The organism is Phnomibacter sp., from assembly GCF_036803085.1.
GTDB lineage: Bacteria > Bacteroidota > Bacteroidia > Chitinophagales > Chitinophagaceae > Phnomibacter.
In genome coordinates this window covers 738755-758884 of record NZ_DAIRUZ010000001.1, presented here as the reverse complement: position 1 = coordinate 758884, position 20130 = coordinate 738755, and the positions used below count along the sequence as shown (strand labels likewise).

The following is a 20130-nucleotide window of genomic DNA, read 5'->3' as shown; positions in this document are numbered from 1 at the left end:
TGGTTTGCTACGAAAAGCTAATTGCATGTGCACAAACAGCTTTACATTCTCAATCGCCACTCTTTGGGATAGTAATTGTTGCTTCGGTTGCCCAATTGCTTTATCCAACCCAATGGCACTTGTTGAAAGCAAACCAGGTGCCAACCTTTTTCAGCTTCCACATCGATAGCTTCTTTACGTAAATATTTTAACGCCTCGGGTAATGATAATTCGATGCGACGAATATTGCTATTAATACAATCACTCATCGCCAATGCATGATCTGGTTGCAATTGCTGATGCATCATTTCACCCACACACACTCCGGCCTTCCGCACTCTCAAAATATTTTGCAACTGCGCAAATGTGTAAAATGTGTTTGTTGGCATTGCATACCACACTTCTTTGTGCATATACCATTGAACATCCGCTTCATTGTTTACCCAACGGGCAATGTCTGCTGGCGGTTGAGCAGCTTTGATGGTTCGGTAGGCTTTTTGCTTTGCGCTTGAAATTGTTATTGCTTCAGCAGCAGATTTTTTCCGAAAAACGGCCATAAAAAACCCTTCTCCTTTCACCAGATTTGGATAAAACCGATAACACGGATGATTCATTGTTTCACTCATGCTGGTTACTATGCCTGAAGATTCAGGAATAGTAACAGCCAGCGATTCTACATCAAATTGTTGATGCACCCAGTCCACTACAGCTTCATCTTCTTCAGGAGAAAAGCTACACGTGGTATAAATAAAAATACCGCCCGGTGCCAATGCGTTCCAAGCATCAGCAATGATGCGCTGCTGCCTTTGCCAACACATCGTTACATTGTCTTCACTCCATTCCTGAATGGCTTCAGGATCTCGCCTGAAAAGTCCGCTGCCCGAGCATGGTGCATCAATCAAAAGCACATCAAACAGGCCATCGAGTTGTCCAAAATCTTTCGGATCATTATTCGTCACCAACACATTGGCATTTCCCCAGCGGGTAATATTTTCCAGTAAAATATTAACGCGGCTGCTGATGACTTCATTCGTTACCAACACATCCTTTGGCTTCATCAACGACAGCAAGTGTGTTGATTTGCCGCCAGGTGCCGCACACAAATCCAATACTTTGATGGGCTGTTGTTGCGGCACATGCTGCCACGCCAGTTCAATGGCCATGCTGCTGGCTTCCTGTACATAGTAAGCACCGGCATGCCACAAAGGATCGAGGCTAAATACAGGCCTTTCAGAAAGATAACGGCCGTACTTTGCCCACAAAACAGGTGCATCTATTGGTAAATGTGCAGCTATTTCCTCTGTACTTTTCTTTGGATGCAACCTAACCGATACGGGTGGCTGCGCTGCTGCATGCACAGCTACAAATGCTGGTTCATCAAAACCAGGAGCAGCAGTCAGTTGTTTGAGTAAGGCAGCAGGAAGCGTCGGCATATTGTAAAAAAATGATAATGCAGCGAAATTATCTCAAATGACCTCTTACTTTGAAGTGGTTCCTGCATCTAAAGGAAAAAACCTATGGAAGGAGCAAATACAAATCAATCGCAACAACAGAAGTATCAGGTCACCATTCACTTTCGTATGGATGAAGAATTTATGACGCTGGTTCCGCCCCACCGAACTTACATCAATTACCTCATCAACAAAGGCATTGTAGATAGTTACACGGTGAGTTTAGAAAGCATGCGTAGTTGGATTGTGATCAGTGGAACATCTAAAAAAGAAGTGTTGCAGGTGTTAGAAAAATCACCTTTAGCAAAGTACTGGAGCATTGAGATAGATGAGTTGTATGTGGTTGATGGCCAACCATATAGACTTCCCCAATTACAGCCGAATTAATTTTTTTGAGAAAGACGGAAAAAAAATTTTGCAGATTAAATCCTACCCCTATTTTTGCACTCCCAAAACGATACAGGGGTATCAAAAAAGGGAGCATAGCTCAGCTGGTTTAGAGCATCTGCCTTACAAGCAGAGGGTCCGCGGTTCGAACCCGTGTGCTCCCACAAAGGTCGAAATACTGAAAAGTGTTTCGACCTTTTTCTTTGCTGCTACTGCACTCTACTATTTGTTTTATTCTGCCATTGTAACGTGACATAGATTACCTGCCAGCCTATTTCGATAAAATAGCTTTAGCCACAAACAAACCAACGTATGGCTTACTATTTCAGCACCGTGATTGAGGGTAAATCTTTTGAAGAAACAATAGCACTTACCACTGCCGCTCTCAAGCAAGAAGGATTTGGCATTATTTCCAGCATCAATATGCAGGCAGCCATGCAGGAAAAATTGGGAAAAGAAATATTGCCGTATACCATTTTGGGTGCCTGTAATCCTGGTTTTGCATATGAAGCACTGCAACACGAGCCACACATTGGAGTAATGCTGCCATGCAATGTAGTGGTTAGGGCCTTGAATGAAACAGCAACAGAAGTTTTTGCGGTTAATCCTGTGGTATCTATGCAGGGCATTCAAAATCCGGCCCTTGGCCACATGGCTCAAACCGTGCAATCAAAAATGGAGACTGTGATTGCTGCGTTAAAATAGCCCTGTTGCCTTTGTTCAATTTGCTGTGTGTGGTTTGCTACAGAGTCCTGACATTTGCGCAGCATGGCTTTTCCTGAAGCAATACAAAAACTGGATGCCTACTGGCTGTACCTCGTCAACAGACGCTGGAGCAATCCTGTGTTTGATACCGTTGTACCATGGCTGCGGTACCAGGAAGTTTGGTATCCGTTCTATATTTTTCTCATCGCTTTTGCTCTCATTAATTTTGGTAAAAGAGGTGCCTGGTGGATAGCAGGCTTTATTGCTACCATCGGCCTGTCAGATACGGTGAGCAGTCGGTTAATTAAGCTGAGTGTTGAAAGATTACGCCCCTGTAACAACGTTGATGTATTACAGTTTTTGCAGTTGCGGGTTACACACTGTTCGGGTGGTTACAGTTTTACATCCTCGCATGCAGCCAATCATTTTGCCATGGCTACTTTTATTGCCATTACATTACAACCCATTGTTGGTAACAAAATTAAATGGGTGTATGTATGGGCGGCTTCTATTGCCTATGCTCAGGTATATGTAGGCGTTCACTACCCGATTGATGTAATGGGTGGCACATTGGTCGGCATCGCCATCGGTTGGGTTACCGGCAACTATTTCAACAAAAAAATCGGTTTAAAGGGGTTGGGCACACATGCCTAATGCGGCACAGCCACAGGTACCAATCGGCCACCCTCCTCTGCCCCACGTTCGCCGCTTTCGTGGTAAATGGCATCCTGATTTACCTGCCAAACATCATACAAATTTTTACCTGCCAAAATGTTTTTAACGGCAAGCATAGCAGTCATCATACTATGGTCCTGATTGTTGTATTTGTGCATGCCATTGCGGCCTACCAATATCAAACCGGGATAGGCTTGCAAGCCGTCACGTATAATTTGCTGCTGTTGTAAATAGTCCTGATTGTATACCGGATATGCTTTGGGCTGACGTACAACATACGCATCCAATACTTCTGACGCTTTACCCAAGCCAATGTGTTCCAATTCCTGCGCCGCCATTTGGCATAAATCTGCATCAGTGGCAGTCCACATACCATCTCCTTCAAAGCAGAAGTATTCTAAACCGTAGCAGACTTTATCTGCATCGGGCACCATATAGGGGCTCCAACTTTTAAAGTGTTGAATGCGGCCTACTTTTACCGCAGGGTCGTGGATATAAATCCAATTGTCGTTGAAGCGTTGTTGATCTTTTAAAATAAGTACCACCGTCAAAAAATCGCGGTACTGCAAGGCCTTGGCCGCCTGCTGCATTGCTTTTGTAAAACATGAAGCAGGATGACCAATCACATCTTTAATGGCCGCTGTTGAAATCACATAATTGAAACCATCCATTTTCTGTCCATCATGCAGCAACAAAGACCAAGATGATTGATCGGCATTTAACTGCATGGTTTGAACGCCGGTATTCATGTGTACCTGTACGCCCAAAGCTTCGGCTTTTTGTTTGCAAACCGTCCACATTTGGCCGGGGCCAAACTTGGGATAACGAAACGCATCAATCAAGGTTTTGATAACGGTATCATTTCCTTTTTTCTTTTTGGGAGGAAACAAGGCATTGCGAATGGCCGCCATCAATGAAAGCCCCTGAATGCGTTGTGCCGCCCAGTCTGCAGAAATTTCGCTGCAAGGAATGCCCCACACTTTTTCAGTATAGGTTTTAAAAAAGAGTTGATACAAACGTTTGCCAAACTGGTTGCTCACCCAATCTTCAAAAGTTTTGGGATTGGCCACCGGAAACATTTTTGCCTGCAAATAACTCAACACACATCGGGCTGCTTCAATCACACCCAATTTGCGCAAAGCTTCTCCTGCGGCCAAAGGATACGCAAAAAATTGTTGGTTGAAAAAAATGCGGCTGCTGCGTGGTCTTTCCAGCATTTCATCGCCCAGTATTTCTGTCCAAAAATCTTCTACCTCTTTCGACTTGCTGAAAAAACGATGGCCGCCGATATCGAAATGAAAACCTTTATACGACTCTGTTCTGGAAATACCTCCTACCAAAGTTGGATGAGCTTCAAAGACCTGCACATCAACGGTGCCGGCTTTTCCCAGCAAGTAGGCAGCAGTAAGGCCGGCTGGGCCAGCACCAATAATAGCAACAGATAAACGGCGGTTACTCACGGGGCAAATATAACCCCTGCAAGTAACCGCCGTTCAGCATTTCAGCAGATGCGCTTACATATCTGTAATAGGCTTGTATTTAGGCACCAGCGATTTCATCACCATCCAGCCTATGAGGTATGCCACAGCACAAAAACAGAAGATGATAAAATAACCCGCCGGCTTACCTTCAAATCCCAAAAACTGCAGGTTGGTTTCGCCAGCGTACACAAACAATTTACCAGCCGATTTTTGCAACAGCATAGAGCCGAGGCCACCGGCCATACCACCAATACCTGTAACAGTGGCAATGGCTGATTTAGGAAACATATCACCTACGGTAGAAAAGATATTGGCAGACCATGACTGATGCGCTGCTCCTCCCAAACCAATCATGATAACGGGCAACCATGGCGAAATAGTACCAAGCGGTTGCGCCAACAAAACCAGCAACGGAATGAATGCAAAAATGAGCATCGCTTTCATGCGGGCAGCATACGGATTCTGACCAGTTTTACGGATGATAATTGAAGGCAGTTTGCCACCGTAAATTGACAACATGGTAATAGCATACAGCGTAAATACCAATGCGATACCCAACCCTTCGGATGTTTTGATACCAAACTGTGTGTTGAGGTAAGAAGGTGTCCAGAAAAGAAAGAACCACCAAACGCCATCCGTCATGAATTTGCCAAATGCAAACGACCATGTTTGTTTGTATTTGAAACAATCGGCTAAGGTTACTTTCTTTTTATTGGGGTCTTCTACTTTCTCAGCTTCACCGTTGGCATCTCTGTCAGATAAAATGTAGGCCAGTTCTTCTGCATTTACTTTCGGATGCTCTTCAGGCTTTTTATACATGAATACCCAAAAAGCCATCCAGATAAAACCCAATGCCCCGATGATGATAAACGCCATTTCCCAACTGGTAGCTTTGGCCAACGGAGGAATGCTCAATGGTGCCAGCAAAGCACCTACTGATGCACCAGCATTGAAAATACTGGTAGCAAATGCACGGTCTTTTTTAGGGAAATATTCGGCAGTTACTTTAATGGCTGCAGGAAAATTACCCGCTTCACCAATAGCCAGTACGATACGTGCCACTATGAATGCATACATGCTTACAGTAGAAATAATAACAGCCGTATCGCCCACTGCCTGAGTTAATTCTGCTGCAGTATGCAAGCCCACATATTGCTCGGTTACAATGCCACACAAGGCATGCAAACAAGCACCGACTGACCACACACCTATCGCCCAGAGAAAGCCTTTCTTTGTACCCATCCAATCGATAAACCGACCGGCAAACAACATAGAAATGGCATACACAATGGAAAAGATGGAAGTGATGGTTCCATAGTTGTCTTCATTCCAGTGAAATTCAGGTTTAATGAATTCATCCCATGTTAAAGACAACACTTGTCTATCTAGATAATTAATGGTAGTGGCAACAAAAAGAAGCGCCACAATACTCCATCTGTAGTTCGTCATTTTTCCATTGGCTTGAGCTTGCATATCGTTTGGCTTTTGTGGTTATTTCTTAGTGACTGCGGCAATAGTAGCCAAAACTTCAGCAGTAGTTTTTTCAATCGTTTCGTACTCTTTTGCTTCCATCAGTTTTTTACTGATAAGCTTGCTGCCCATACCCACTGCACAAACACCGGCTTTAAACCAGGCTTCAATATTATCTTTGGTGGTATCTACACCTCCGGTAGGCATAAATTTCAGCTTTGGAAAGATGTCTTTGATGCTGCTCAAAAATTCGGGACCGAGCATGTTACCTGGAAACAGTTTGATGAAACCAATGCCTGCATTTTCAGCAGCAATTATTTCAGAAGGCGTCATACAACCGGGTGCATAAAAAATATCTTTTGATACACACAGTGCAGCTACATCTGGCACAAAGCCAGGGCTCACCAAAAAGTCGGCTCCAGCAGCCAAATAATCATTGGCCTGTTGCAAATTCTTAATGGTGCCCACACCCAGCAACAAACCGGGCATTTCAGCATTGCGTAATGCTACCATGCTTTTAAAATTGTGCAATGCTGCATCGCCCCGGTTGGTGTATTCAATAGCTTTTACACCCGCTTTGTATACGGCTTTCAATATGTCGAGTGTTACCTCCTCATCGGCATTAAAATACAAAGGCAGCATGCCTTGTTCTATAATGGCGGTAGTTACTTCATGTGTTGTTGGCATTGTTCAGATTTTTACTTTCACTACTATTTTCTTAATGGTTCCGTCACCAATCATGGGTGCATGTACATCGTTGGGAAAAAACACAACGAACTGCCCGTCGGTGAGTTGAAAATACATATCAGGTTGTTCGGTGTACAGCTGTACATCTTTCTCTGCATTGTAGCCACCGTTTTCAACCACACATTTTTCCCGTGTTTTCCAACCAATGGTTTCAACACCACGAATGCACACCTGAATATCAATGTACTGATTGTGGCATTCAAATTTCGCTACGGAAGCTTCAGCCGTTTTACCAGCAGCATCCGATATGATGCCTTTCAGCGCATCGCCATCTATTTCATATTTACCCGGTTCAATGGTAGCAAAATCAATGCTGCCAATCCAGGCAAATGCTTTTTCGAAAGAGGGATGCAGCGAAAAATATTTCGCTGCATTACCTAAAGTATCTATGACCATGTGTATTGGTTTTAGCGTTGTACACGACCACTGCCGTCGCCTTTCATCAAATCTTTTACTTCACCCAAGGTAGCGTGGTTCAAATCGCCGGGGATGGTGTGCTTGATAGCAGATGCTGCAACACCAAACTCTGCCGCTTCAGCCATTGGCATACCCGTTACCAAACCGTAAATCAAACCACTGGCAAATGAATCGCCGCTACCTACACGGTCTACAATGCGAACATTGTATTTTTTGGTATGGTAAAAATCGGTGCCATTGTACACCAATGCACTCCAGCCATTATCACTGGCACTATAACTCTCACGGAGTGATGATGCCACATATTTGAAACCAAACTTGGCTACCATTTGCTTCATGATATCCTGAAAACCGTCGAGGTGAAGTTCACCTTTGGTTACATCGGTATCACCGGGTTTGAAACCAAGCGTTGTTTCAGCATCTTCTTCGTTGCCGATACAAACATCAACCCACTGGCAGAGATGTGTCATTACTTTTTGTGCCTTCTCTTTGCTCCACAATTTTTTGCGGTAGTTCAGGTCAATGCTCGTTGTAATGCCTTTTGCTTTGGCCGCTTTCAATGCAGCTTCGGTAAGCGCAGCAGCTTTATCGCTAAGAGCTGGTGTAATACCGGTGGTATGAAACCAATCGGCACCATCAAAAATTTTATCCCAATCGAATTCGCTGGGGTCTACATCGGCAATGGAAGCACCGGCACGGTCGTACACTACTTGAGAGGCACGCATAGATGCACCGGTTTCGAGAAAATAAATACCCAAACGGTCGCCGCCACGGGCAACAAACTGTGTATCTACACCATAACGGCGAAGGTGGTTGATGGCCGACTGACCAATGGGATTGTTAGGCACTTTGGTAACGAATGTACCATTCAAACCATAGTTGCACAATGCGGCAGCTACGTTGGCTTCGCCGCCACCATAGGTTACATCAAAAGAATCGGCCTGAACAAAACGCTTGAAATCTGGCGTTGACAAACGCAGCATAATTTCTCCGAGCGTTACTACTTTTTTGGACATATCAAATTGGTTTTGTTATGAGCTAAAATGAATATTGATTTATAAATTATTCTTATCAAACAAAGCTTTTACCTGTTGTATGTATGCAACTGTATTTTGGGTAGCATCACCTTTTTCGTGCAGCTTGGCATAGGCTGCAGCCGCAGCAAAACTGATGACATCTTGCAAATCATGCTTCGATTGCAAACCGTAAATAAGACCTGCCATAAAACAATCTCCGCTACCAACTTTATCTACAATGGCATCGGTGGTAAATAGCGGACTTACTACTTGAGTACTCTTTGTATTGAGTGCCGCATAGTAACGAATGCTGCTGGCATCGGCATCAAAACGAAAGGTGTTGGCTACAACAGTACAGTTGGGACAGGCCAGAAACAACGCATTTGCAGTGGTGCTGGCGTGTGCCAGATAAGCTTCCTGCGTGGCAGCTGTAATAGCGTTAGCATCTACGGGTATGCCCAACAAAGTTTCTGCTGCCCAAATATTTCCCATTACTACGTTGCAATACTTTACCAATTGTGGCATTACAGCAACAGGCAGCTTGCCATATTTCCACAGCAATGAACGATAGTTCAGATCAATGGAAATAGTGATATTACGTTGAGAAGCTTCTTTCACGGCTTCAAGGCAAAGTGCCGCAGCCTGCTCACTTACTGCTGGTGCAATGGCACTGAAATGAAACCAGTCAACATCCTGCAATATGTCATCCCATGGTACAACTCCAGTGGCAAGGGTTGAAAAGGAAGAATACTTTCTGTCGAACACATTTTCATGGCTCTTCATGTCAGCACCTTCTTTGAGGTAATACAAACCAATGCGTTCGCCGGAAAGAATGATGGGCGAAGTATCAATTTGTTTACTCTCCAAATAAGCAATGATGTCTTTAGTAATGATATTATCGGGTAATGCTGTGCAATATTTTACTGGCATTTTCCAAGTGGCCAAAGCCGTGGCTACATTGAGCTCGGCACCACCTACAAATACGGGCAAATGGTGTGTACGCAACCATTCACCACCATTAGCTGGCGGCAAACGGAGTAACAATTCACCAAAGCACAACACTTTTCCCATGACTTATTTTAATGTAGGAACCGGAGCCGGATCCATATCGGTATACACAAGGTTTTCGCCGGCCATGCCCCAAATAAAACCATAGTTGGTAGTACCACAACCATAGTGAGTACTCCATGGTGGAGAAATCACCGCTTCGTTATTGGCCATCACCAGGTGGCGTGTTTCCATGGGGTTGCCCATGAAATGAAACAAGCGTTGTCCTTCGGGCAAATCGAAATACAGATATACTTCCATGCGGCGGGTGTGGGTATGTGGTGGAATAGAATTCCAAACACTACCTGGTGCCAGTACCGTTAAACCCATCACCAGCTGGCAACTCTTGATGCCATCGAGGTGAATGTATTTGTAGACGGTACGTTTGTTGGCTGTTTCAGCAGCACCCAACTCAACAGGCGCAGCCTGCTCTTTGGTAAACAAAGTGTTGGGGTAAACCGCATGTGCAGGTGCACTCAGTAAGTAAAAAATAGCCGGTGTTTTTTTAGAGGCAGATGCAAAGCTTACCTTTTTTGTACCCTTGCCTAAATACAAGCACGATAGTTTTTCTAATTCGAACTTTTTGCCATCAGCTGTAACTGTTCCTTTACCGCCAATGTTGATGATGCCCAATTCTCTTCTTTCCAGAAAATAATCGGCACGAAGCTCAGGGTGATTGGGCAACGACAATGCTTTTGCCAAAGGCATTGCTCCACCCACAATTACACGGTCGTAATGGGTATACACCAGCTTCAGCTGATCGGGCAGCATCAGGTTTTTCACCAGAAAATTATCGGTGAGAGCCTGCGTATCGAAACCCTTTGTTTCCTGCGGACCAACAGCAAAGCGAATTTCCATGTCGCCGTCTTTGTAAGTATTGCTGTTGTAATCTTTCAACTGCTGCACAGGCGCAATTGCTTTTTTTGTAGCCATGAGAAATCAATTAAAAAATAACGTTTGGAGATTGCTGCCCGACATATTATCGTGCCATCCATCCACCATCTACAAATAATACGGTACCATTTACATAATCAGAAGCAGGAGATGCCAGGAAGGTAACCGGGCCTTTAAAATCGGCAGGTACACCCCAGCGGCCAACAGGTATGCGATCGAGAATAGACTTGCTGCGTTCCGGATCTTCGCGGAGCGCCTGTGTATTGTTGGTAGCAATGTAACCTGGTGCAATACCATTTACACACACACCTTTACTACCCCACTCATTGCCAAAGGCACGAACCAATCCTGCTACTGCAGATTTGCTGGCTGTGTAGCCGGGCACATTGATACCACCCTGGAAGCTCAACAATGAGCAAGTGAAAATGATTTTGCCACCACCTTTTTCAATCATGTGTTTTCCAAACTCACGGCCCAAAATAAACTGCGCATTCAGGTTGATGTCAATCACTTTGTCCCAATATTCATCAGGATGTTCTGCGGCAGGTTTACGCATGATGATTCCGGCATTATTCACCAAAATATCAATGCGTTCGTTTTCGGCTTTCACTTTATTAATAAAAGCATACAACGCTTGTCTGTCAGAAATATCGACACGGTGGTAAGTAAAACTACGGCCGGTTGCTTCGATAGCAGCTTTCACTTCGCTGTAATCTTCTACAATAGAAGCACCAACAATATTGGCGCCTGCTTCGGCTAATGCCAAAGCCATACCCATGCCAAGGCCAGTGTCACAACCTGTAACAACTGCAGTTTTGCCTGCCAAATTGAAGAGGTTCAAAGTTTCCATTTGTTGTAGTTTATTGAGGTTACCTGATGTTGCAGCTTGTGAATGCTACAGATTGAAATAATTTTTTGCGTTGTTATAGCAGATGTCCTGAACAATTTTACCCACCCATTGAATATCGTTTGGCAACTCACCTTTGTCAATTTCTTCGCCCATGATATTGCACAGCAAGCGACGGAAATATTCATGACGCGGAAAGCTGAGAAAACTACGGGAATCAGTCAGCATACCTACAAACCTACTCAGCAAACCCATATTCGACAAAGCGTTGATTTGTTTGGTCATTCCATCTTTCTGATCGAGAAACCACCACGCAGAACCCCACTGAATTTTACCAGCTACTGAGCCATCATTGAAGTTACCAATCATGGTAGCCATCAATTCATTATCGGCGGGATTGAGGTTATAAATAATTGTCTTTGCCAATTGATCGCTGTTGTCAAGCCTATTAAGAAAGCGGGCCAATGCCACAGCTTGCGGAAAATCGCCGATAGAATCCCAACCGGTATCTGCACCCAACAAACGTAACCCACGTGTATTGTTGTTGCGCAAAGCACCCAGGTGAAATTGTTGAATCCATCCTTTCTCATGATCCCATTGTGCAAATACAACGAGCATGGCACTCATGAATTTCAACCGTTGTTCTTTGCTCAATGTTTTGCCTGCACGTATTTCACTAAAGATGGAAATGATTTCAGCTTCCGTATAATCTTCAGCATAAATCTGTTCCAAACCATGATCAGACACTTTGCAACCATTGGCAGCAAAAAAATCATGGCGGTTTTTCAATGCATCCAAAAACTGGGCATAGCTACCAATACTCATGCCTGCTGCGGCTTCCAGCTTATCTACATACGCATTATAAGCTGCAGCATCATCTACCTGCATGGCTTTATCTGGCCGGAATGCAGGCAACACTTTCAATGCAATACCCGAAGTAGCAATCTGCTGGTGAAACTCGAGTGAATCAATCGGATCATCAGTGGTACACAAAGTTTCTACATTCATTTTTGCAAGTAAACCTTGCGTTGTGAATGCTGGTGTATTTACCAGAGCACTGGTTTGCGCATAAATCTCTTTAGCAGAATCGGCATTCAACAAATCATCAACAGCAAAATAGCGGAGCAACTCTAAGTGCGTCCAGTGGTACAGCGGATTGCGCAATGTATATGGCACTGTTTCTGCCCAAGCCTGAAACTTTGCCTCATCCGACTGAGTACCGGTACAAAAAGATTCGTGCACCCCATTGGTTCGCATGGCCCGCCATTTGTAATGGTCGCCATACAACCATGCCTGTGTAATATTTTCAAACTGATGATTTGCCGCAATTTGTGCCGGTGGAAGGTGATTGTGGTAATCAATAATCGGCATTTGCCTGGCAAAGTCGTGGTACAACTGCGCAGCGGTATCGCTGTATAAAAGAAAATTATCTGAGATAAACGTTTTCATATTGTGCGATTGAGCATTACAAATGGTTGCTAATTAAATACCGCTGAAAGAAGAATAACCTCCATCTACAGTGATGTTGCTGCCATGTACAAATGATGCAGCGTCACTCATTAAAAACACCAATGCTCCGCCCAAATCTGATGGAGAACCGAATTTTTTGAAAGGTGTATGCAATAGTATCAGATTACCACGTTCAGTAAGGCTGCCGTCTTCATTGGTAAGTAACCGTCTGTTTTGTTCTGTCAAAAAAAAGCCGGGTACAATTCCATTAATCCGAATTGAATTTCCATAACGGTTAGCCACTTCTACAGCAAACCATTTGGTAAACATATCGACAGCTGCTTTACCAATTGAATAACCTAGCACTTTGGTTAAAGCTTTATCTACACTAACAGACGATATATTTACGATACTACCTTTTCCAGTTGTTGCCAATGCTTTTCCAAAAACAATAGTTGGCAAAATGGTTCCCCACAGATTAACGTCCAATGCTTTTTTCATGCCTTCTACATTCATTGAAAAAACATCCTCGTTTGGTTGAAGTACGCCTTCAGGCACATTGCCGCCAGCGCCATTTACCAGTCCGTCAATTTTACCATATTTACTCAGCATTAAATCGCGGCAAGCAATGAGTTGAGCTTCATTTTGCACATCAGCAATAAGTGCTTCTGCTTCCCCACCAGCAGATTGTATTTCTGCTACTCTTTCTTTAGCAGTTTTTTCGTTGCGGCCGAGTATTCCTACTACTGCACCAGCAGCAGCCAGTGCAGTAATAAATGCATGCCCCAACACACCTGTTGCGCCGGTCACTACAATCACTTTGCCTTTTAATGGAAGTTCGTATGCCATAATATTATGTAAATGTGTAGATGATAATTAAAGTGAAACGCCTCTTTTCCAGGGAATAAAATCGTCCTGATTAAGTAATACAGCTTTAGGAATGACAATACCACTGGCTGCCTGAATGCAGTATTCCAAAATATCTTCGCCCATTTGCTCAAGCGTTTTCTCACCGTCGATTACAGGTCCGCAATCAATATCGATGATGTCATTCATACGTTTGGTAAGATTGCTATTGGTAGACACTTTGATGGTGGGACAAACAGGATTGCCTGTAGGTGTACCAAGACCAGTCGTAAATAAAATAAGCGTTGCTCCACTAGCGGCTTTACCAGTAGTTGCTTCCACGTCGTTGCCAGGTGTACATACCAAACTAAGGCCTGGTTTTTTCGCAATTTCTGTATAGTCCAATACATCTACCACTGGCGATGTACCACCTTTCAACGCTGCACCATTGCTTTTGATTGCATCAGTAATCAACCCGTCTTTAATATTGCCTGGCGAAGGGTTCATGTGAAAACCGCTGCCTGCTTTTTCGGCAGAATCGCTGTAGGCAGACATGAGTTTGATGAACTTTTTCGCAGCATTTTCATCCTCTGTTCTGTCAATCAAATTTTGCTCGGCACCACAGAGCTCTGGAAACTCTGCCAACAACACTTTGCCACCCAAGGCAACCAATAAATCAGATGCATAACCAACGGCTGGGTTTGCAGAAATACCACTAAACCCATCGCTCCCACCGCATTTTACCCCAAGGCAAAGCTTATCTAATGTAGCCGGCTGGCGTTCAATTTTATTGATCTCTGCCAAGCCCTCAAATGATTTGCGGATGGCATCTGCAATGAGCTGTTCTTCACTTTGCGATTGCTGCTGTTCAAATACAAAAAGCGGCTTATTGAAATTTGGATTGAGAGCTTTCAGGTCATTCAAAAAATCTTGTGTTTGTAAGTTTTGACATCCCAGACTCAACACCGTGATACCACCAACATTGGGATGATCGGCATAAGCTGCCAGCAGTTTGCTTAGTACAGCCGCGTCTTGACGAATGCCACCACAACCACCTTGATGGTTCAGAAATTTAATGCCATCAACATTTTTGAAAAATCTATCGTTATTACCTGCAATACCAGATGGAGCAAGACTTACAGATTCAATATCTTCTCCCTTCTTAAATGCTTCCAACAACTGGTGTGTGTAGCGTTTGTATTTATCCGTTACGGCGTAGCCAAGTTCATTGTGCATGGCCTCACGAATCACATCCAGATTTCTGTTTTCACAAAAAACAGTGGGAATGAATAACCAGTAATTGGCAGTACCCACACGGCCATCTGCACGATGATAGCCATTGAAAGTTCGGTCTTTAAACTTCGATACATCAGGGGCTTTCCATTCGTAGTTTACCTTACGGTAGGTGTACGGTTCCGCAGCATGTTTGGTATTTTCAGTAGACATTCTTGCACCCTGAGGAATATCCATTTGTGCCTTGCCAACCAACACACCGTACATAATAATTTCATCACCTTGCTTCATGTTGTGCATAAAGAACTTGTGTTTGGCGGCAATATCTTCTTGCATTACATATTCAATGCCTTCATATCGTACAGTTTGGCCTTTCGCCAAATCTTTCAATGCAACAATGACGTTATCTTTCGGGTGAACTTTTAAAATTATTTGAGACATTTGGACGGATTTATTTTTTGATTAATGCTGTTACTGCGGCCTTCATGCCATTGCTTAAAATACTATTGACAGCCGCTGAAACTTCTTCTATAAAATAGGGTAAAACAGTAAAGTCTTCCTTCCATATTTTTTTGTTGGTCACTACTGCTTCTACCCATCCGCTAATGTTATTGGCATCGAATGCGGATTGAATGAATGCTACAAATTCAGGAGTATCATTCGGTGTAAATGCTACAGCTGAATGACCACTATACAACACCAAAAGCGCAGCAAAAGAAAAAGTGGTGAGTGGAGCCTTACTATTCAATTTGGTGTAGTTGTCTTTTACTGTAGGAAAATCTCTCGTCTCCCATTTAGACAATGAGTTCAATGAAATATCCTTAAGATAATGCTTCAAAAATGGATTGTAAAAACGTTCCAGAATTTTTGCAGCAAATTTTTTCAATTCTTCAGGATCTTCATCAATAGCAGGAAGCACTTCAGTAGCCACTAATTGATTAATGTATTGTTCAACTTCTGGTGTATTAAACGCATCCAGTACTGTTTCGCATCCCAGCTGCAAAGCCACAGGTACCATAGCCGTATGTGCACCATTGAGTATGCGGACTTTCTTCGCTCTGAAATCACGAATATCATCCATGAAAAGAACATTCAAACCTGCTTCATCCAATGGAAGTTTTTGCTTGATGCTGGCATCGCCACCAATAGCCCATACATGAAAATATTCACCCTTTACCACTAGGTTGTCATCGAAACCTATCTCAGCTTTTATCTCATTGATGGTTTCTTTGGGAAAGCCGGGCACAATGCGGTCAACAAGGGTATCATAAAAATGACAACAAGCATTTACCCATTTTTCAAACTCAGCTCCAAGTTGATTGGCGGAGGCATGCTGCAATACATATTTGCGTAACGTAGAACCATTGTCTTCAATGAGTTCGCAGCATATAATTGAAAGACCTTTGGTAGTGTCCCCTGCAAAATGCTGAAAACGCTTGTACAAAAGCGCCGTCATTTTTGCAGGAAAAGAAGCAGGTGGCATGGCGAAAATATCATCTCCTTCTTCATAGCGAATGCCCGCTTCTGTAGTATTGGAAATAATCATTTCCAGGGCATCACTTACTATTAATTTTTCGTACGTCTGATAATCAGCATATGGATTATTTACAGTGGTAATACACTTTACTAAAGACACTTCTTTCACCGGTTGCTTATCCTTGATGCCTTCAAGATAAACATGGTACATATTGCTTTGCTGCTGAAACAAATCACGTACAAACTCACCACCGGCAATGGGTTGTACAATGGCTACACCATGATTCATTTTTCCTGCATCGTTGGCTTTTTGTATCATCCAATCTACAAAGGCTCTCAAAAAATTCCCTTCACCAAACTGCAATATTTTCACCGGCAGTTCAGGTTTATTTACGGTAGTGGTATTCAATACTTTCATCTATTTCTTTTTAACTTTTCCTAGAACGCTTAGCTTATTTCAGCAACCATTTAGCCAGCTGCTGTGCAGCTATTATATTCTGATATTCGGCAGGCAATTTTCGGCCATCTACGTATTCGTTATACAACCACGGATCTCCTACAGCTATCACTTTCCCTTTACCATATTTTGCAGTCGCAATCAACACTTCACCGTCTTTTACAATCACTGGTTTTGCAGGCCTTTGCAATGTCAACGTGCTTATTTCTTTCAGGAACATTTTATAATCGCCATTGAAAACCTTGTTGCTGCCGCTTATGACTAAGCCTTGCTCGTATACATCATTCTTCACCATATTGCGGCTCACATTGGTAAACTGAATGCCAAACTTCCCTGCCAGAATATTGAAATGTGAAAGATCACAATTGAAACTGTCATTTGCCATCAGCAGCAATGTGCCTCCGCTATTTACCCATGCAGCAATAGCACTGGCAGAGGTTTCATCCATCAAATTCGGATTGGCTTTATCCTTTGCATGATCGGGATCTACAATAATGTATACACTGGCCTGTTGCAAATTAGCCGTCGTTGGTGCTACATCCAGATTGGCCAAACGGGCACCATACTTTTCAAACTGCTGACCGAATGCATAAAACCCGGGATGAGATTTCTCTTCCCATGTGTAATGGAAAAAGTCTTTTCTGCCTGGTACAATCTCTCTTTGTTCACTATTGAAAAAACGATCTAATAATACCTGCTTACCATTGGCTACTTTTTGAGTGGGTTGTAATTCCATTTCGGCAGCACACAACAAAAAAGCGCCCAAGCCCTTAGGATCATTCTCAATCACTTTTTCTTTCATGTAGTAATCGAAACTGCCATCGCGGTAAGGATTGCCGCCCAAACCAGATACACTTACGGTGCCATGCAAGTCGGGCACATTATTGGTACGTTTTATAAACTGCTGTTGAATGCCAGCATAACCCCGCTTTACGTTAGCTGTAAAAGACGCAGGCAGGTAACCTTTCCGAATTCCTTTTGCAAGGGTATATACCAGCATACAAGAAGCTGAAGCTTCGAGATAATTAGGTGACCGGTCAGGCATATCAACTATATCGTACCATACGCCACTTTTTTTATCCTGCACTGCTGTAACCGCTGTTGCAAAACGATTAAGAATGGCAATGATTTTTTCTCTACCCGGATGATTGGCGGGAAAATAATCCAGCACATCAACCATGGCCATGCCATACCAACCCAATGCTCTACCCCAAAAATGCGGTGACAAACCCGATTGTTTATCTGCCCATTGTTGTTGCTTCGATTCATCCCAGCCATGATAGAGCAAACCCGTTTTAGCATCACGTGCATGGGATTCCATCCAAACAAACTGATTAGTGATATCATCGAAAGCCTTGACTTCACCCGCTATTTGGGCATACTGGGCATAGAATGGCTGACCCATATACAAACCATCTAACCACATTTGATACGGGTAGATTTTTTTGTGCCAAAACCCGCCTTCGTTGGTACGGGGATGCGTATTGAGTTGGTCACGCAACAGCGTTGCAGCCGTCCAGTATTTTTTATTTCCTGTTACCTGATACAACAGCAATAAATTCTTGCCATTGTTCAAATGATCAATATTGTATTCTTCTTTTTTGTAACCTCTGATGCTTCCGTCATTTCGCACATACTGATCCATACTTTTCTGGATATATTGAAAAAGACGAACATCTCCATTGCCATACCAAATGTGCTCTAAGCCTTTCAAAATTACACCCTGATCATAACGCCATTTTGCTTCCTTGTCGCCTTCCAGCAAAAAAGAATCAGGCCAAATGTTCATCACCCTTTGGGCCATTTCAGCAGCAGTAACTGTTGTTTTCTGCGACCACGAAGACGCAGCAATCAACAAGAAGAGTGATAAAAGTGATAGGCGGTTTTTCATTTACTGAATGGTTATGGTTCCGGGTTTTGCACCCAATTCATACACTATTTGCTGAGTAGCATTGCCGGCCTGCTTACGTACTTGTATTGCTGCAGAACGGTCGCCAGCCACACGATACATAAGTTGGTTATTGCCGTCAAACGTCAGTCCATTGAACTGTATATTTTTACTTTGAATGATGTCTACCACGGGGGTGGTATGCTTCGCTTTGATAGTAACATTGTTGAAAACAATACCATCGGCCTCTTGGATATCAATGCCTTTATCGGCCTGCAACACCATATTTTCAATCGTAATATTTTGAATAGGCATCTCTGGTAGTCCACGAATAAATACGCCTTTAGCAGCACCATTTACATACACGTTTCGGATATGAAAATTGCGGAAGACAGGCGTTGTTTCATCCACTGGTTTGAATTCTACTTTTGGCAACTCACGAACTTCTCCGGTGAGCGGAACAGGATCTTTGGCCATGTAATACATGTCGAATAAAATGGCATCACCCGGAATATCCTTCATGTAAATGTTTTCAATGTTGATATTCTCTACCAAGCCACCACGACCACGGGTTGTTTTAAAACGCAAACCAATATCGCTGCCAATAAAAGTGCAGTTGCTGATGTTCATATTTCTTGCACCGCCACTCATTTCGCTGCCAATCACAAATCCACCATGCGATGCATATACAACACAACCGCGAATGGTAACATTCTCTGTGGGCATAGCCCTTTTGCGGCCATCGGCATCTCTACCGCTTTTCATGCACAGCGCATCATCGCCCACATCAAATACGGAGTTTTCAATCAATACATTCTTGCAACTCTCCACATCAATACCATCTCCATTTTGTGCATACCACGGGTTCTTTACAGTAATGTTGCGAACTGTAAGGTTCTCACTCATGAGTGGATGCAAACACCAAGCTGGTGAGTTTTGAAAAATGACACCTTCCAATAAAATGTTTTTACACTTCGTAAATACAACCATGTTGGGTCGCAAAAAATCTTTAACGGCTTCGTAGTCGGCCATGCTCTTTTCCGGACTGATTGCACCGGGATTTTTCATTGCGGCACCTTTCAGTGAACCGGCATTGGGATACCAAGTTTTCTTGTCCTCACTTAGCAAGCCTCCACTCTTTACCAGCTTCTCCCACTGGCTGGCCGTGAGTTTATCTTTTTTTACCATCCGCCATGCATCGCCGTTACCATCTACAATGCCTTTGCCTGTAATAGCAATATTGCTGGCATTTGTAGCAGAAATAGGCGATTGGTTGCGCATTTGTGGAAGGCCTTCCCAATCGGTGGCTACTAATTTGTACTGTGTAAAATCATTACTAAACAATAATGTAGCACCAACTGCAATGTGCAGATTGATATTGCTTTTAAGCTCAATAGGACCGGTAAGCCACAAGCCAGCCGGCACCAGCACTACGCCGCCGCCTTTTTTGGCTAATTGATCAACAGCCCTTTGAATGATTGAAGTGTTGAGCAAATAACCATCCCCTTTTGCGCCAATCGATTTGATGGATAACGTGTCTTTACGAAAAACAGGCACTGGCACCTTTGGCAATGGCTTGAAATGTTGGGCCCATGCGGATAAACCCAATATGCTCAACAGAGAAAACAACACGGTTTTTTTCATAGCTAAAATGGTTCGCCAATC

General features: G+C 43.4%; 18 protein-coding genes and 1 tRNA gene. 4 read left to right on the top strand and 15 right to left on the bottom strand.

All coding sequences use genetic code 11. The features are described from left to right. Positions 1-41: 41 nt before the first annotated feature. The gene (locus V7Q13_RS03215; protein ID WP_333799238.1) at positions 42-1412 is read right to left on the bottom strand and encodes a methyltransferase RsmF C-terminal domain-like protein; all 1371 of its coding nucleotides are present in this window, start codon (positions 1410-1412) and stop codon (positions 42-44) included. An 84-nt stretch (positions 1413-1496) separates the two neighbouring features. Between V7Q13_RS03215 and V7Q13_RS03210 the strand changes: the two genes are divergently transcribed. From V7Q13_RS03210 to V7Q13_RS03195, 4 genes are all read left to right on the top strand, one after another. Then, positions 1497-1817: a hypothetical protein gene (locus V7Q13_RS03210; protein WP_333799237.1), complete on the top strand. Its 321-nt coding sequence runs from the start codon at positions 1497-1499 to the stop codon at positions 1815-1817. 89 nt (positions 1818-1906) lie between these two features. After that, positions 1907-1981: transfer RNA gene (locus V7Q13_RS03205), tRNA-Val, on the top strand. Between the two features lie 148 nt (positions 1982-2129). Then, on the top strand, positions 2130-2522 hold the full coding sequence (locus V7Q13_RS03200; RefSeq protein ID WP_333799236.1) for a DUF302 domain-containing protein: 393 nt from the start codon (positions 2130-2132) through the stop codon (positions 2520-2522). A gap of 63 nt (positions 2523-2585) precedes the next feature. After that, positions 2586-3176 (top strand): phosphatase PAP2 family protein, encoded by a 591-nt coding sequence (locus V7Q13_RS03195; protein WP_157478487.1) that lies wholly within the window; start codon positions 2586-2588, stop codon positions 3174-3176. On the opposite strand, the gene V7Q13_RS03190 is transcribed toward V7Q13_RS03195, so the two are convergent. From V7Q13_RS03190 to V7Q13_RS03125, 14 genes are read right to left on the bottom strand one after another with little or no spacing between them, the layout of a single operon-like run. Next, complete coding sequence (locus tag V7Q13_RS03190; protein ID WP_333799235.1) at positions 3173-4657, bottom strand: NAD(P)/FAD-dependent oxidoreductase; 1485 nt, start codon at positions 4655-4657, stop codon at positions 3173-3175. The two genes, V7Q13_RS03195 and V7Q13_RS03190, sit on opposite strands and share 4 nt — an antisense overlap. A 54-nt stretch (positions 4658-4711) precedes the next feature. Next, positions 4712-6151: an MFS transporter gene (locus V7Q13_RS03185; protein ID WP_333799234.1), complete on the bottom strand. Its 1440-nt coding sequence runs from the start codon at positions 6149-6151 to the stop codon at positions 4712-4714. Positions 6152-6169: 18 nt separating this feature from the next. Continuing rightward, the gene (locus tag V7Q13_RS03180) at positions 6170-6835 is read right to left on the bottom strand and encodes a bifunctional 4-hydroxy-2-oxoglutarate aldolase/2-dehydro-3-deoxy-phosphogluconate aldolase (RefSeq protein WP_333799233.1); all 666 of its coding nucleotides are present in this window, start codon (positions 6833-6835) and stop codon (positions 6170-6172) included. Between the two features lie 3 nt (positions 6836-6838). Next, complete coding sequence (locus V7Q13_RS03175) at positions 6839-7291, bottom strand: YhcH/YjgK/YiaL family protein (protein WP_333799232.1); 453 nt, start codon at positions 7289-7291, stop codon at positions 6839-6841. Between the two features lie 11 nt (positions 7292-7302). Further along, a complete protein-coding gene (locus V7Q13_RS03170; RefSeq protein ID WP_333799231.1) occupies positions 7303-8328 on the bottom strand; it encodes a sugar kinase in 1026 nt (341 codons plus the stop codon). 39 nt (positions 8329-8367) lie between these two features. Then, positions 8368-9399: a sugar kinase gene (locus tag V7Q13_RS03165; protein WP_333799230.1), complete on the bottom strand. Its 1032-nt coding sequence runs from the start codon at positions 9397-9399 to the stop codon at positions 8368-8370. A 3-nt stretch (positions 9400-9402) separates the two neighbouring features. Beyond that, positions 9403-10308 (bottom strand): 5-dehydro-4-deoxy-D-glucuronate isomerase, encoded by a 906-nt coding sequence (kduI, locus tag V7Q13_RS03160; protein ID WP_333799229.1) that lies wholly within the window; start codon positions 10306-10308, stop codon positions 9403-9405. 46 nt (positions 10309-10354) lie between these two features. Beyond that, positions 10355-11119, bottom strand: a complete 765-nt coding sequence (gene kduD / locus V7Q13_RS03155) for a 2-dehydro-3-deoxy-D-gluconate 5-dehydrogenase KduD (protein ID WP_333799228.1) — start codon at positions 11117-11119, stop codon at positions 10355-10357. A 45-nt stretch (positions 11120-11164) separates the two neighbouring features. Further along, entirely contained in the window at positions 11165-12565 is a 1401-nt protein-coding gene (gene uxaC / locus V7Q13_RS03150) for a glucuronate isomerase (RefSeq protein ID WP_333799227.1), read from the bottom strand. Positions 12566-12598: 33 nt separating this feature from the next. Then, positions 12599-13414, bottom strand: a complete 816-nt coding sequence (locus V7Q13_RS03145) for an SDR family oxidoreductase (RefSeq protein ID WP_333799226.1) — start codon at positions 13412-13414, stop codon at positions 12599-12601. Positions 13415-13441: 27 nt separating this feature from the next. Further along, entirely contained in the window at positions 13442-15085 is a 1644-nt protein-coding gene (locus tag V7Q13_RS03140; protein ID WP_333799225.1) for a UxaA family hydrolase, read from the bottom strand. A 10-nt stretch (positions 15086-15095) separates the two neighbouring features. Continuing rightward, positions 15096-16538, bottom strand: a complete 1443-nt coding sequence (locus V7Q13_RS03135; protein ID WP_333799224.1) for a tagaturonate reductase — start codon at positions 16536-16538, stop codon at positions 15096-15098. A 34-nt stretch (positions 16539-16572) separates the two neighbouring features. Further along, on the bottom strand, positions 16573-18468 hold the full coding sequence (locus V7Q13_RS03130) for a glycoside hydrolase family 88/105 protein (RefSeq protein WP_333799223.1): 1896 nt from the start codon (positions 18466-18468) through the stop codon (positions 16573-16575). Beyond that, on the bottom strand, positions 18469-20109 hold the full coding sequence (locus V7Q13_RS03125) for a glycoside hydrolase family 28 protein (protein ID WP_333799222.1): 1641 nt from the start codon (positions 20107-20109) through the stop codon (positions 18469-18471). It abuts the gene before it with no gap. Positions 20110-20130: the final 21 nt, after the last annotated feature.

Bases quoted from the DNA above. Each gene is read 5' to 3' on its own strand.
- V7Q13_RS03215 (WP_333799238.1), bottom strand. From the start codon at position 1,412: ATGCCGACGCTTCCTGCTGCCTTACTCAAACAACTGACTGCTGCTCCT.
- V7Q13_RS03210 (WP_333799237.1), top strand. From the start codon at position 1,497: ATGGAAGGAGCAAATACAAATCAATCGCAACAACAGAAGTATCAGGTC.
- V7Q13_RS03200 (WP_333799236.1), top strand. From the start codon at position 2,130: ATGGCTTACTATTTCAGCACCGTGATTGAGGGTAAATCTTTTGAAGAA.
- V7Q13_RS03195 (WP_157478487.1), top strand. From the start codon at position 2,586: ATGGCTTTTCCTGAAGCAATACAAAAACTGGATGCCTACTGGCTGTAC.
- V7Q13_RS03185 (WP_333799234.1), bottom strand. From the start codon at position 6,151: ATGCAAGCTCAAGCCAATGGAAAAATGACGAACTACAGATGGAGTATT.
- V7Q13_RS03180 (WP_333799233.1), bottom strand. From the start codon at position 6,835: ATGCCAACAACACATGAAGTAACTACCGCCATTATAGAACAAGGCATG.
- V7Q13_RS03175 (WP_333799232.1), bottom strand. From the start codon at position 7,291: ATGGTCATAGATACTTTAGGTAATGCAGCGAAATATTTTTCGCTGCAT.
- V7Q13_RS03170 (WP_333799231.1), bottom strand. From the start codon at position 8,328: ATGTCCAAAAAAGTAGTAACGCTCGGAGAAATTATGCTGCGTTTGTCA.
- V7Q13_RS03165 (WP_333799230.1), bottom strand. From the start codon at position 9,399: ATGGGAAAAGTGTTGTGCTTTGGTGAATTGTTACTCCGTTTGCCGCCA.
- kduI (WP_333799229.1), bottom strand. From the start codon at position 10,308: ATGGCTACAAAAAAAGCAATTGCGCCTGTGCAGCAGTTGAAAGATTAC.
- kduD (WP_333799228.1), bottom strand. From the start codon at position 11,119: ATGGAAACTTTGAACCTCTTCAATTTGGCAGGCAAAACTGCAGTTGTT.
- uxaC (WP_333799227.1), bottom strand. From the start codon at position 12,565: ATGAAAACGTTTATCTCAGATAATTTTCTTTTATACAGCGATACCGCT.
- V7Q13_RS03145 (WP_333799226.1), bottom strand. From the start codon at position 13,414: ATGGCATACGAACTTCCATTAAAAGGCAAAGTGATTGTAGTGACCGGC.
- V7Q13_RS03140 (WP_333799225.1), bottom strand. From the start codon at position 15,085: ATGTCTCAAATAATTTTAAAAGTTCACCCGAAAGATAACGTCATTGTT.
- V7Q13_RS03135 (WP_333799224.1), bottom strand. From the start codon at position 16,538: ATGAAAGTATTGAATACCACTACCGTAAATAAACCTGAACTGCCGGTG.
- V7Q13_RS03130 (WP_333799223.1), bottom strand. From the start codon at position 18,468: ATGAAAAACCGCCTATCACTTTTATCACTCTTCTTGTTGATTGCTGCG.
- V7Q13_RS03125 (WP_333799222.1), bottom strand. From the start codon at position 20,109: ATGAAAAAAACCGTGTTGTTTTCTCTGTTGAGCATATTGGGTTTATCC.